Origin of the sequence: Bacillus sp. FSL K6-0073, assembly GCF_038006085.1 — a bacterium.
Taxonomy (GTDB): domain Bacteria; phylum Bacillota; class Bacilli; order Bacillales; family Bacillaceae_G; genus Bacillus_A; species Bacillus_A cereus.
This window is the reverse complement of the sequence record NZ_JBBOUN010000001.1, coordinates 3,296,481-3,309,884: the sequence shown is the minus strand read 5'-3', so window position 1 is coordinate 3,309,884 and position 13,404 is coordinate 3,296,481. Positions and strand designations below refer to the sequence as shown.

Here is a 13,404-nt window from a genome sequence, read left to right as displayed (position 1 = left end):
CTCGCTGTTATTTTCCAACAACAAACATTTGTTATTTGTATTATTTAGTGAAAGTTACCAAACGTTTTTCAAAACTATTTTACCTATTGCTTTATTTGACTCCAAATATTCATGTGCTTGTGCAACTTCATCAAACGTAAAAGGTTTAGAATCTAGCAATGGACGAAGTTTTCCTTCTTCTACAATTTGCGTTATTTTCGTTAAGATTTCTCCGCAATCATTACGCTTATCTGTATGTAATATTTTTAATGCCATAAAAGTAACGTGCAGAGAGAGTCCTTTTGCGTGTAAAGGAGAGAGGTCATGGGTTGAACGAGCTGCAATAGTTACGACAGTTCCATTGACCGCAGCAGCTTCAAAAGAATGATCAAGATTCTTGCCGCCTACTGTATCAAATATAACTTCAAATCCGTTTCCGTTCGTATGTTTTTGTACATATTCTTGAACAGCTTCTTCTTTATAATTAATAGCTATATCGGCTCCTAAACGATGGGCTATTTCCATTTTGTTTTGCTGAGAAGCTGTTGTGAAAACTTTAGCGCCTGCCCATTTAGCTAGTTGAATGGCTACGTGTCCTACGCCACCAGTAGCTCCATGAATGAGAACATTTTGACCAGGTTTAATATTTGCACGATCAAATAAAGATTCCCAAGCTGTAATTGCAACTAATGGTAGAGCAGCAGCTTCTTCCATTGTTAAATTGTTAGGTTTGTGAGCAATTAATCGTGCATCAGCAAGCATAAATTCTGCAAGTGCACCTCCAGTTTCTTTAAAACCTCCGGCACATCCGTATACTTTATCCCCTGATTTGAATTTCGAAACACCTTCTCCTACTTCAATAACAATACCAGCTACATCGCCGTGTAATATAGCTGGAAACTCAGGAGCGACGGCTGAAACGGTTCCACTCCGCATTTTTGTATCGATTGGATTTACACTTGTTGCTTTTACATCGATTAGAACATGACCTGGTAAAAGTTTTGGTTTTGAAACTTCTTCTAATTGAAATACAGATGAATCACCAAAAGAATGGATAATTTGTGCTTTCATAGTTTATACCTCCTGTTTGTGGTTATAGCATAGCAAAGTACGAAAAATAAGTATAATATTTTGAATTTTGTTAGTGAGAATTTTATATAGAGAAGGGGAAAGTACGTGAAATAATGTAACGTACTTGCGAAAGCAATTGTAAAGCTTTATGAAGAAAGGGTAGATGGTATTTTTGCAGCATGATTTATTCATTATGTTTATCCCGCTATTTGCCGGGCAGTAAGACCCCCGCCTCAAAATTCAGCGGAAGCAGAAGTTAGGTGGAGGATCAACTGCCCGTAAAAGCCCGATTGGTGAAGGCTAATAATCAGTAGGGATGAACAAAACCTCCACTGATTAAAGTTTCACTTTATTCGGAGCGACAGGGGATTTAGCGAAACGCAAAATTCACCCTGCTTTATACAAACTATTTAGTAATGAAAATATACCGCAGTATATTTCAATTATCGGTATTGGTAGAAAGGTAATGTCAGATGTGGAATTTCAAACAAAGGTAGAACAATCCATTGCTAGATTTTCTAGAAGATCTACTGATGACGAATCAGGAGTAGAAGGATTCATTAGCACATTTCGTTATTGTCAATTAAATACAGCGAATGTAGAGGACTATCAAGATTTGTTTAGTCTTGTAAAGAGGCGTGAAACAGAATTAAACATTCCTGAAAACCGCATGTTTTACCTATCTGTTATACCAGAAGTATTTGATGTCATTGCTTTAAATATTAAGGAAAGTGGATTGTGAGCTATAAAAGGATTAAATCGTCTTATTATAGAGAAGCCTTTTGATTATAATGTAATGTCTGCTCGTGAGTTTAACGCAAAATTAATTGAATATTTAGATGAAACTGATATTTATTATAACGATCATTATCTTTGAAAATGAATGGTAACTAGGAATACACTTAGAAAAGTATTACGAAATAAATCGTATGTAATTCAAGACATTTTTATTGACGATAATAATTTATGTGGTTAATATATTAGACATAAGATTATTTAATTACTAAAAGTAATCAGATATAAAATGTTTTGTTAAATTCTATAAATAAGTAAGTTGTGGTAGAAATGCTTTGAATTGCCACTATTAATATTGGGGACAATTAAAAAGCGAAAGGTATAAAAAGAATTGGAATTTGATAACTCTTTGTTTTTATAAAACATGAGCTTCTGTACAATTCATTTTTAAAATATTGACAAGGATTATACAACAAGAGGGGGACTGAAATTGGAATCAATGACCTTTGTTTTATTTGGAGCGACAGGGGACTTAGCGAAACGCAAAATTTACCCCGCACTATATAACTTATATAGAGATCAAAAGCTTCCAAAGCAAATATCCGTTATCGGGCTTGGGAGACGTCAAGTATCTCATGTAGATTTTCAAGAAAGAATAAAAGAATCAATAGAGACGTTTTCCCGTCATAGAGAAGAAGGTACTCCGGAACTGGAAGGTTTTTTAGATAATTTTCGCTATTGTCCATTAGATGTGAGTAAGCCAGAAGACTATGAGAGGTTATTACAAGTCGTTCGTGAAAGGGAAGAAGAATTACATATAAAAGGAAATAGAATGTTTTATCTTTCCGTTGCTCCTGAATTTTTCGAGACCATTGCTTTAAATATTAAAGAAAGCGGACTTGATAAAACGGATGGATGGAAACGTCTGATGATTGAGAAACCATTCGGGCACGACCTTACATCTGCTCGTGAGCTTAACGATAAGCTTAGTCGCACGTTTGAAGAAGACGAGATATACCGTATCGATCATTATTTAGGTAAACCGATGATTCAAAATCTTGAAGCATTAGAATTTGCAAATCCTGTTCTCCAATCAATTTGGAATAAAGAACATATAGCGAATGTACAAATCACAGCGAGTGAAACAGTTGGGGTTGAAGAAAGGGCAGGATATTATGACCAGGCAGGGGCTATTCGAGATATGGTTCAAAATCATATGTTACAAATATTAATGATGACTGCTATGAATCTGCCGGAAAAGGTTAATGCATGTGAAATTCGAGAGGAAAAGCGAAAGGTAATGGAAACGCTTCGTAAAGTGAAAAAAGAAGACGTTCAAAGCCATATCATTCGCGGACAATACGCTGCAGGTGAGATAAAAGGCGGGCAAGTTGTAGCATACAAAGAGGAGCCAGGAGTAAATCCTTCTTCTAACATAGACACATTTGTTGCTGCTCGCCTGTGGATCGATAATCCATTTTGGACTGGCGTTCCCTTCTATATACGAACAGGCAAACGAATGAAAGAAAAGTCTACTCGTATTGTAATCGAGTTTAAAAATACGTTAAAACAGCAATATCAAGATAATAATCCAAATGCAGCACCTAACTTATTAATAATTGAAATTAGCCCAGGTGAGAACGTTTCATTACAGTTAAACAGTAAAAATCCATTGAAAAATGGAGAAATTGAACCGATGCGTATTAACTTTACTTGTGAGCAAGCGGATGTGGGAGTACCTGAAGCGTATGAAAGACTCATTCATGATGCTGTGAGTGGAGACGCTACATTCTTTGCACATTGGAGAGAAGTTGAATTGTCATGGGAATGGGTACAACCAATTCTTGAAGCGTTCGAGGAAAACTTATTGCCGCTTTATGAATATGAGTCTGGTTCATATGGTCCAGAAGCGTCTAATGAACTGTTGCAAGAAAGTGGATTTAAATGGTGGTTAGATCAAGAGACGGAAAAATAAGTACTTTCTTTAATGAAAGCATTTAGGGGGACGATTACTATGACACAAAACATAAATCAATTAGCAGTGAATACACTTCGTACGTTATCGATTGATGCTATTAATGCGGCAAACTCAGGTCATCCAGGTCTTCCGATGGGAGCAGCACCAATGGCTTATGCATTATGGGCGAATCATTTAAATTACAATCCTAATCACCCAGAATGGTTTAACCGTGATCGTTTCGTTTTATCGGCGGGACATGGATCAAGTCTGTTATATAGCTTACTTCATTTAGCTGGATATGATGTTTCAATTGATGACTTGAAAAACTTCAGAAAGTTAAATAGTAAAACACCAGGACATCCTGAGTTTGGGCATACTCCTGGAGTTGAAGCGACTACAGGCCCGTTAGGACAAGGGATTGCTAATGCTGTCGGAATGGCAATGGCAGAAGCTCATTTAGCAGCGAAGTTCAATAAGGATGGTCACTCTATTATAGATCACAATACGTATGCTTTAGTCGGAGATGGTGACTTAATGGAGGGTGTCGCTTATGAAGCGATGTCAATGGCAGGACATATGAAACTTGGCAAGTTAATTGTACTGTATGATTCAAATGAAATTTCACTTGATGGTGAATTAGGCATTGCTTTCTCTGAAGATATTCAGAAAAGGGCAGAATCTGTACATTGGCAATATGTAAGAGTTGAAGATGGAAACGATGTTGATGCGATTACAAAAGCTATTCAATCAGCGAAAGAAAATACGGATCAACCTACTCTTATAGAAATTAGAACCATTATAGGTTATGGAAGTCCAAAAGTTGCTGGAACGAACAAAGCACATGGTAATCCGCTTGGAGTAGAAGAAGCGACAGCGACAAAACAAGTGTATGGTTGGAATTATGAGGAAGATTTCTTTGTACCTGAAGAAGTAAAAGCTCATTTTAATGAACTAAGACAAAAAGGTATTGAAAAAGACAATGACTGGAATGAGCAGTTCAACTTATACAGAGAAGCGAATCCTACACTGGCAGATGAATTAGAAAAAGCGATTACAGGTGAGGTTTTAATTGAAGCAAAAGACATTCTATCTTTTGATACTGAAAAAACGATTTCCACTCGTGTTGCAAGTGGGGAAGCTATTAATCATTATGTGAAATCGATTCCTTCTATTTTCGGTGGAAGTGCGGATCTTTCTCATTCTACGATGACAGATATAAAAGGTGAAGCAGTATATGCAGTAGAATCATATGCTGGACGAAATATATATTTCGGTGTACGTGAACATGCAATGGGCGCTGCAGCGAATGGATTGGCGCTTCATGGAGGAGTAAAACCTTTCGTAAGTACATTCTTTGTATTTAATGATTATCTTCGTCCGTCCATTCGACTGGCTACACTGCAAAAGTTACCTGTTACTTACGTATTTACACATGATTCGATTGCTGTAGGAGAAGATGGTCCAACGCATGAACCAATTGAACAATTGGCAGCTCTTCGAGCAATTCCTGGTCTAACAGTTATCCGTCCGTCAGATGCAAATGAAACAGCAAGTGCTTGGGCGTATGCTTTACAGCAAACGGATGGTCCAGTCGTTTTAGTACTGAGCCGTCAAAATTTACCGGTGTTTAATGAAACGAAAGCGAACATAGAGAATCTCTCTAAAGGAGCTTACGTATTAACACAAACGAATGAAAATCCGGATGTGATTTTAATTGCGACAGGTTCTGAAGTATCCTTAGCTGCTAGTGCGAAAGCAAAATTAGAAGAAGATCAAGTTTCTGTTCGCATCGTTGCAATGCCGAGCTGGGAGTTATTCGATCACCAATCGAACGAATATAAAGAATCCGTTCTTCCGTCTTCTATAACGAAACGAGTATCTCTTGAAATGGGTGTATCTCTCGGTTGGGAACGTTATGTAGGACAAGAAGGAAAAGTAATATCAATTGAAACATTTGGAGCTTCAGGTACTGGAGCTGAAGTCATGAATCTATTTGGATTTACGACAGAAAATGTTGTTCAAATTACAAAAAATGTGTTGAATTCTTAAGCTATGACTGTGAATACCTTTCTGTACATATTAAAATTTCAATGCTGAAAGGTATTCCAGATTGTAGTGATATGGATTTTTAATAAAAGATGATTTGAGGAGGAATTATATTATGCAAGTAGGATTAATTGGGTTAGGTAAAATGGGATTAAATTTAGGGAAAAATTTAATGGATCATAAACATGAAGTAGTAGCATTTGATTTAAATACGAGCGCAGTAGAAGAAATGAAAGAGTACGGGGCAACAGGTACATCTAGTTTAAGTGAACTTGTTCAGTCATTACAATCACCAAGAATTCTTTGGGTAATGGTACCACACGCTGTTGTTGATTCTGTTATTGATGAGGTTACACCACTTTTATCAAAAGGAGATATTTTAATTGAAGCTGGTAATTCACATTATAAAGAGTCTATCCGCCGATATGAGCAATTAAAGAAAGATGGCATTCACTTTATGGATGCAGGAACTTCTGGCGGAATGGAAGGCGCTCGTAATGGTGCTTGTTACATGATCGGAGGAGATCAAGAAGCTTGGGACATCGTTGAACCTATCTTCCGCGATACTGCTGTAGAAAATGGATTCTTATATGCTGGAAAAGCTGGTAGTGGTCACTTCTTAAAAATGGTTCATAACGGAATTGAATACGGTATGATGGCTGCTATTGGTGAAGGATTTGAGATTCTAGAGAAAAGTGAATTTGACTACGATTATGAAAAAGTATCAAGAGTATGGAACAACGGTTCAGTGATTCGTTCTTGGTTAATGGAATTAACAGAAAATGCATTTTCTAAAGATGCAAAACTGGATGAGATTAAGGGTGTTATGCATTCTTCTGGTGAAGGAAAATGGACAGTAGAAACAGCATTAGACCTTCAAACAGCAACTCCTGTTATCGCAATGTCTCTATTAATGCGCTACCGCTCATTAGACAATGATACATTTACAGGAAAAGTTGTAGCAGCTCTGCGCAATGAATTTGGTGGACATGCAGTAGAAAAGAAATAAAGTGAAACTTTAATAAGTAGGGGCTTCATTCCACACAAATCGGGCTTTTACGGGATAAGCATATTAAACATGTAACTCATCAACGTTTAAAAACTGGAGGGAATTAATCATGAAATTTTTTATTGATACTGCAAATCTTGAGGATATAAAAAAAGCATATAAACTTGGAGTTTTAGCTGGTGTTACAACGAATCCTTCTTTAGTAGCAAAAGAGGGCATTAAATTTGAAGACCGTATTGCAGAAATTTGTCAGGCGGTTCCTAAAGTTGAATCTGTTTCGGCAGAAGTAACGCCAGATGCTGTTACAGCTGAAGAAATGATTGCTCAAGCAGAAGAACTGATTAAAATTAACGGTGGCGATGAAAAAGTTACAATTAAACTTCCGATGACGTTAGCTGGATTAGAAGCTTGTCGCTACCTTACTGAAAAAGGTGTGAAAACGAACGTTACACTTATTTTCACTGTGAACCAAGCACTTTTAGCTGCTCGAGCAGGTGCAACGTACGTTTCTCCATTTTTAGGACGCTTAGATGATATTTCTGAAGATGGTGTACTATTAGTTGCTAAAATTGCTGAATTATTCGATGTTCATCAATTAGATACACAAATTATTGCGGCTTCTGTTAGACATCCAGATCATGTAACTCGTGTAGCGATGGCAGGTGCTCACATTGCAACAATCCCTTATAAAGTAATTGAACAACTTGCTATGCACCCATTAACAGACCAAGGTATTGAGAAATTTGCTGCTGATTGGGCGAAAGCGCCTAAATTATAATGTTATGAAAGTGAAGGTGCTTTCCGAAAATTGTTTTTCATGAGAAGACAAATCCTAAGTAACTTCATCGTTTAAAGTGGATACTGAGTTTGTAGTCTTACTACGTGAAAACAGCAAGAGAAGAAAGTGTCATTCACTTTTAAAAAAGGGAAAATTGATCGCGCGAAGCGTTTATCACAATAACATTATAATTATGGAAGAGAAATCCCCTTATCAGAGAGGTGAGTTAACATGTATCTCTGATAAGGGAGATTCTTTTTGTATAAATTATTATTTTGTGAAGATGATTTGTATATCGATATATAAATTCTTGCTCATGAAAGAACTATATAGGTTCTCTTAATTGTATAGCAATTTTGAAAGGGTTTACATAAAGGGGGGAACTGCGTATGAATATGTACCTTTTAATGATTACATTATTATCAATCGTAATTGTTATTTTAGGGGTATCGTGGTGGAGATGGCATGCATTTATTAGTTTAACGATTGCAAGTTTGTTTTTAGCAATTATGTCTGGGATGCCAATGGATAAAATAGTGAGTGCTTATGAAACGGGAGTCGGCAGTGTTCTCGGGCATTTAGTAGGTATTTTAGTATTAGGTACAATTTTAGGGAAAATGATGGCAGAGTCAGGTGCTGGAATGCAAGTGGCAGAGTTCTTTATTAAATCCTTTGGGATAAAAAACTTACCATGGGCGATGTTAATTGCAGGTTTTATTATTGGAATCCCGGTGTTTTTTGAAGTAGGCATTTTAATATTACTGCCGTTAGTAATTTCAATTCATAAAACAACGAAACAAAATATTTTATTGATAGCATTACCAGCAATTGCTGGGCTATCTGTCGTACACGGCCTTGTTCCTCCGCATCCAGGGGCCATAGTTGCAATTGGTATTTATAAAGCGAATCTTGGGAAGGTACTAATGTATTCACTCATTATTACATTTTTTGCAGCGATTATTGCAGGTCCTATATTTGCGAAATGGATTCACAAACGTGTAATTCCTGAAAATGAGCCGGAATTGATTCGTGTAAATACAAAATCAACGAAATTACCAGGAATAGGAGTTTCATTTTTAGTTATATTGTTACCTGTTATGTTAATGGTTTTAGCTGCAGCAGCTCCTTATGTGCCTCTTTCTAATACTTTGATGAAGATTGTCACATTAATCGGTAGTCCTATAATTGCACTATTGATTGCATGTTTTGCGGCGTTCTATTTTCTTGGATTTCGTCAAGGTATCGATAAAAAAGCTATTAAGAAGATAACAGAAGATAGCTTATTACCAATCGGTTCAATTGTTGCGATTATTGGTGCTGGCGGGGGATTTAAGCAAATTCTCATCGATAGTGGGGTAGGGAATGCTATTGCTCAAATGTCTGAGCATTTAGCTCTATCTCCAATTGTATTAGCATTTATAGTAGCTGGGTTAATTCGAATTGCGACAGGGTCAGCGACAGTCGCTTTAACAACAGCAGCCGGTATCGTTTCGCCAATCGTTGAAAATACGACAGGTGTGAATTTAGAATTACTCGTCATTGCAACAGGTGCAGGAGCGTTAATGTTTTCTCACGTAAACGATGCTGGGTTCTGGATGGTAAAAGAATACCTAGGTTTAACAGTGAAAGAAACATTTAAAACATGGACAGTATTAGAAACATTACTTTCATTTATCGCTTTTGGAGGCGTTTTACTACTCGATATGTTTGTTTAAGATAAAGATGTTTCTATTTAGATAATTATGGCTTACAACGTTATCAATAGATAAAAGGAATGTATTTTTATGGTGGGATACTGTAGCAATTTTTTGTTAGGAGGAAGAAATGGTGAGCTCAAAATATATGATTGGTGTAGATATTGGGACAACTAGTACAAAATCAGTTCTATTTTCTACTGATGGATCTGTTATTGCTAGTCATGGAATTGAATATCCTTTATATTCTCCTACACCTGAAACAGCAGAACAAGACCCAGAAGAAATCTTTCATGCAGTAATAAATACGATTAAAGAAACTGTACGAATAAGTAGTGTACAGCCGAATGATATTCTTTGTGTGTCTTTTAGTTCAGCAATGCATAGTATCATTGCTGTAGATGAAAAGGGAAAGCCGTTAACGAGATGTATCACTTGGGCAGATAATAGAAGTGCAAGCTGGGCGGAGAAAATAAAGAATGATATGAATGGTCATGAAATTTACCTTCGTACTGGGACACCAATTCATCCGATGTCACCACTTTCGAAATTAGTTTGGCTACAGAATGAGCAAGCAGAGTTATTCGCAAAAAGTTATAAATTGATTTCTATTAAAGAATATGTTTTTTACAAGTTATATAAAGAATATGTAATTGATTATTCTATAGCATCAGCGACAGGAATGTTCAATTTAAAATCTTTAAAGTGGGATGAAGAGGCTTTACATGTAGCAGGAATTACAGATGAAAAGCTTTCAAAGCTTGTTCCAACAACGCACAGTTTAACAGGATTAGATGAAGAGTTTGCCAAAGAGATGAATGTACTTGTTTCTACGCCTTTTGTAGTAGGAGCGAGTGATGGAGTACTATCTAATTTAGGTGTAAATGCAATAGATCCTGGCGTTGTGGCTGTTACAATTGGTACAAGCGGTGCGATACGTGCTGTAACAAATCGTCCTGTAACAGACCCAAAAGGTAGAATTTTTTGTTATGCCTTAACTGAAGACCATTGGGTAATCGGTGGACCAGTTAATAACGGCGGTATGATTTTCAGGTGGGCTCGTGACCAATTGGGCACTTCAGAGATTGAACTTGCAAAGCGCTTAGGAAAAGATCCATATGAGGTGCTTACTGAAATAGCAGCAAAAGTGAATCCTGGATCTGACGGTTTATTATTTCACCCGTATTTAGCAGGGGAAAGAGCTCCTTTATGGAATGCAAATGCACGAGGATCTTTCTTTGGACTCGGATTGCATCATAAGAAAGAACATCTTATCCGTGCTGTTTTAGAGGGGGTAATTTATAATTTATATACAGTTCTTCTCGCTTTAAAAGAACTAATTGGCGAACCGAAAAAAATTCAAGCGACAGGCGGTTTTGCAAGGTCGGAACTTTGGAGACAGATGATGGCGGATATTTTCCATCAAGACGTATATGTTCCTGAAAGTTTCGAAAGCTCTTGCTTAGGAGCTGCAATCCTCGGTTTATATAGTTTAGGTGAAATAGATACATTATCCGTAGTTTCTGAAATGGTAGGTGCAGATTTTCATCATGAGCCAAACATGGAAAGTGTGGAGAAATATAAAGATTTAACGCCAATCTATATTCGTCTGTCCCGTCAATTGGAAGAAGAATATGAAAGTATAGCAGCGTATCAAAAAAAGTGGGTTTAAAAGTTATTTACCAATAAAATATGGTAACGTATAAAGAGGTACTCCGATTTTTTTGGATACTCTTTCAACATAAAATATTTTAAGAAGTATGATGAATGAAAAATATAGGGAGAGAGGGTTATGAAAATGAAGGATAACAAAGAGTTTATCGGATATGTTGGGACTTACACGAAAGAAAATAGCGAAGGAATATATAAGTTTATTTTAGACACGGAAGCAAAAAAAATTGGTAATGTAACACTTGCCGCTAAGTTGGATAACCCTACATATGTAACCATTAACCGAAATAATGAATATCTCTATTCCGTTGTTAAGGAAGACGAATCTGGCGGTGTAGCTGCTTATTCCATTGATAGTCATACTGGAGAACTAAAAGCGAAAAATAGACAAGTAGTAGAAGGGGCTTCTCCTTGTCATATTAGTGTTGATAGTGGAAATCATACAGTAGTTACAGCAAATTACCATAAAGGAACGATTGAGTCTTTTGAAGTAAATGAAGAAGATGGAACTGTAAATCCTGCTTCATCTATTATGGCGCATGAAGGTTCAGGTCCGAATAAAGAAAGACAAGAAAAACCACATGCACATTACGCGGGGTACACTCCTGATGAAAAATATGTGGTAGGTGTTGATTTAGGGATAGATAAATTAATTACGTATGAAATAAAAGATAGTACATTAATAGAAGTGAATAGCCTGTCTGTGAATCCGGGAAGTGGACCAAGACACATTGCTTTTCATCCAAATGGAAAATACGCTTATGTAATGACGGAGCTTAGTTCAGAGGTTATTGCGTTAACATATAACTCGGAAGAAGGATCCTTTACAGAATTACAGTATATTTCTACTCTTCCAGAACAATTTGATGAAAATAGTCAAGGCAGTGCTATCCATATTTCTTCTGACGGCCGCTTTGTATATGCAGGTAATCGTGGTCATAATAGTATTGCTGTTTTCAGTGTGGATCAAAAATCAGGTGAGCTTGCATTTGTGGAACATACATCTACAGAAGGAAATTGGCCGAGGGACTTTGTATTAGATCCTACTGAAAAGTTTCTTGTTGCTACAAATGAAAAGTCACATAATCTTGTGCTATTTTCAAGAGATGAATCTACAGGAAAGTTAACACTTTTACAATCTGATGTTGCTGTGCCAGAGCCTGTTTGTGTGAAGTTTTTAAATGTTTAAGTTGTGTTCGATATAATTTCATATACTCAGAAAACAATAAAAAGCAAAGCGATATCGCTTTGCTTTTTATTGTTTCTTTTTCGGCCTACGTACTAATTTGCCGCCGCAGTTTGGACAAACGTTTTGTCTTTCTTCTGTACATGGTGCGCAAAATGTACATTCATATACACAAATGTATGCTTCAGAATCTTGTTCGAGCGATTGATCGCAAATTTGACAGTTTGTTTTCATTTCTAGTGCCATATTAAGTCTCCTTTTAGTTAGAAAATTTATAATTTAATTATAATTCATTAAATAGAAATAGTCCTTTTCAATTGAAAGGAAATCGAATGATAAAGTTATGAATTGAAACGAAAGATGCCGGTTTATTTTAAAATTGATTATTTATTACAGTTGGAATATTATGAAATAGTCAAAAGACAACAGGGGGTATAGATTTTGACTAATCATAATGATCATTTAAAAGCAAACTGCGAAAAATGCTTCGGTCTATGTTGCGTGGCGTTACCGTTCGCAGCATCAGTAGATTTTGCGGTGAATAAAGATGGTGGTAAACCATGTTCCAACTTACAATCAGATTTTAAATGTAGTATACATAAAAATCTTAGAGGAAAAGGTTATAAAGGTTGTACAGTATTTGAATGTTTCGGTGCTGGGCAGAAAATTTCTCAGGGTACGTTTAAAGGAATTGATTGGCGGAAAGATGCTAAGCATGCGAGAAAAATGTATGATGCTTTTCCGGTTATGCATCAGCTTCATGAAATGCTTTGGTATTTGAATGAGGCGATTATTTTAAAGGCAACACAGCCAATTCATAAAGAGCTGGAGACCGCAATTGAGGAGACAGAGCGACTTTCGAATTTAAATCCAGATGAGTTAATGAAAATAAATGTTCCAATGCATAGGGCAGAGGTGAACATTCTTCTTTTAGAAACGAGCGAATTAGTATGGAAGGAAATGAATACTGCACGTAAGAAACGAATCATTCACCGCGGAGCAGATCTTATGGGAGCAAATTTGAAAAAGAAAAATTTACAAGGTGCAAATTTAAGGGGTGCTTACTTAATTGCGGCTAACTTAAATGGAGCAAATTTAAGAGGAGCAGATCTTATCGGAGCAGATTTAAGAGATGCAGATATTCGCGGGGCTGATTTTACAAATAGTATTTTTCTGACGCAAGTTCAAATTAACGCAGCGAAAGGGGATAAGCATACGAAATTACCGAAAATGTTATCCCGTCCATCGCATTGGAGTGCGTAAAGAGTGAGGAGT

10 protein-coding genes and 1 pseudogene are annotated in these 13,404 nt (G+C 36.5%); 9 read left to right on the top strand and 2 right to left on the bottom strand.

All coding sequences use genetic code 11. The annotated features are described in order from the left end of the window. Positions 1 to 54: 54 nt before the first annotated feature. A complete protein-coding gene (locus MHB52_RS17220) occupies positions 55 to 1,050 on the bottom strand; it encodes a zinc-dependent alcohol dehydrogenase family protein (protein ID WP_061664255.1) in 996 nt (331 codons plus the stop codon). A gap of 340 nt (positions 1,051 to 1,390) precedes the next feature. Between MHB52_RS17220 and MHB52_RS17215 the strand changes: the two are divergent. The 8 genes and pseudogenes from MHB52_RS17215 to MHB52_RS17180 all read left to right on the top strand — a co-directional run. Beyond that, positions 1,391 to 1,927, top strand: a pseudogene (locus MHB52_RS17215) (glucose-6-phosphate dehydrogenase); the annotation flags it as partial. 348 nt (positions 1,928 to 2,275) lie between these two features. Continuing rightward, entirely contained in the window at positions 2,276 to 3,760 is a 1,485-nt protein-coding gene (gene zwf / locus MHB52_RS17210) for a glucose-6-phosphate dehydrogenase (protein WP_000445363.1), read from the top strand. A gap of 39 nt (positions 3,761 to 3,799) precedes the next feature. Continuing rightward, positions 3,800 to 5,794, top strand: a complete 1,995-nt coding sequence (gene tkt / locus MHB52_RS17205) for a transketolase (RefSeq protein WP_061664256.1) — start codon at positions 3,800 to 3,802, stop codon at positions 5,792 to 5,794. 112 nt (positions 5,795 to 5,906) lie between these two features. Beyond that, entirely contained in the window at positions 5,907 to 6,800 is an 894-nt protein-coding gene (gnd, locus tag MHB52_RS17200) for a phosphogluconate dehydrogenase (NAD(+)-dependent, decarboxylating) (protein WP_001195925.1), read from the top strand. A 109-nt stretch (positions 6,801 to 6,909) separates the two neighbouring features. Further along, positions 6,910 to 7,578, top strand: a complete 669-nt coding sequence (gene fsa / locus MHB52_RS17195; RefSeq protein ID WP_000667676.1) for a fructose-6-phosphate aldolase — start codon at positions 6,910 to 6,912, stop codon at positions 7,576 to 7,578. A gap of 389 nt (positions 7,579 to 7,967) precedes the next feature. Continuing rightward, on the top strand, positions 7,968 to 9,293 hold the full coding sequence (gene gntP, locus MHB52_RS17190) for a gluconate permease GntP (protein WP_001057623.1): 1,326 nt from the start codon (positions 7,968 to 7,970) through the stop codon (positions 9,291 to 9,293). Between the two features lie 109 nt (positions 9,294 to 9,402). Next, a complete protein-coding gene (gene gntK, locus MHB52_RS17185; protein WP_061664257.1) occupies positions 9,403 to 10,944 on the top strand; it encodes a gluconokinase in 1,542 nt (513 codons plus the stop codon). A 120-nt stretch (positions 10,945 to 11,064) separates the two neighbouring features. Next, a complete protein-coding gene (locus MHB52_RS17180) occupies positions 11,065 to 12,132 on the top strand; it encodes a lactonase family protein (RefSeq protein WP_080451676.1) in 1,068 nt (355 codons plus the stop codon). A 66-nt stretch (positions 12,133 to 12,198) separates the two neighbouring features. Here MHB52_RS17180 and MHB52_RS17175 read toward each other — a convergent pair whose 3' ends face one another. Continuing rightward, positions 12,199 to 12,375 carry a DUF1272 domain-containing protein gene (locus MHB52_RS17175; RefSeq protein WP_061664258.1) on the bottom strand — a complete coding sequence of 59 codons (177 nt, stop codon included), beginning with the start codon at positions 12,373 to 12,375 and terminating at the stop codon, positions 12,199 to 12,201. 195 nt (positions 12,376 to 12,570) lie between these two features. Here MHB52_RS17175 and MHB52_RS17170 point away from each other — a divergent pair, with 195 nt between their 5' ends. After that, a complete protein-coding gene (locus MHB52_RS17170) occupies positions 12,571 to 13,392 on the top strand; it encodes a pentapeptide repeat-containing protein (RefSeq protein WP_000181427.1) in 822 nt (273 codons plus the stop codon). The last annotated feature ends 12 nt before the right edge of the window (positions 13,393 to 13,404 follow it).

What these genes read in the sequence shown, in the direction of transcription:
- MHB52_RS17180 (WP_080451676.1), top strand. Translation starts at nt 11,065, where the DNA reads ATGAAAATGAAGGATAACAAAGAGTTTATCGGATATGTTGGGACTTAC.
- gnd (WP_001195925.1), top strand. Translation starts at nt 5,907, where the DNA reads ATGCAAGTAGGATTAATTGGGTTAGGTAAAATGGGATTAAATTTAGGG.
- tkt (WP_061664256.1), top strand. Translation starts at nt 3,800, where the DNA reads ATGACACAAAACATAAATCAATTAGCAGTGAATACACTTCGTACGTTA.
- fsa (WP_000667676.1), top strand. Translation starts at nt 6,910, where the DNA reads ATGAAATTTTTTATTGATACTGCAAATCTTGAGGATATAAAAAAAGCA.
- gntK (WP_061664257.1), top strand. Translation starts at nt 9,403, where the DNA reads ATGGTGAGCTCAAAATATATGATTGGTGTAGATATTGGGACAACTAGT.
- gntP (WP_001057623.1), top strand. Translation starts at nt 7,968, where the DNA reads ATGAATATGTACCTTTTAATGATTACATTATTATCAATCGTAATTGTT.
- MHB52_RS17220 (WP_061664255.1), bottom strand. Translation starts at nt 1,050, where the DNA reads ATGAAAGCACAAATTATCCATTCTTTTGGTGATTCATCTGTATTTCAA.
- MHB52_RS17175 (WP_061664258.1), bottom strand. Translation starts at nt 12,375, where the DNA reads ATGGCACTAGAAATGAAAACAAACTGTCAAATTTGCGATCAATCGCTC.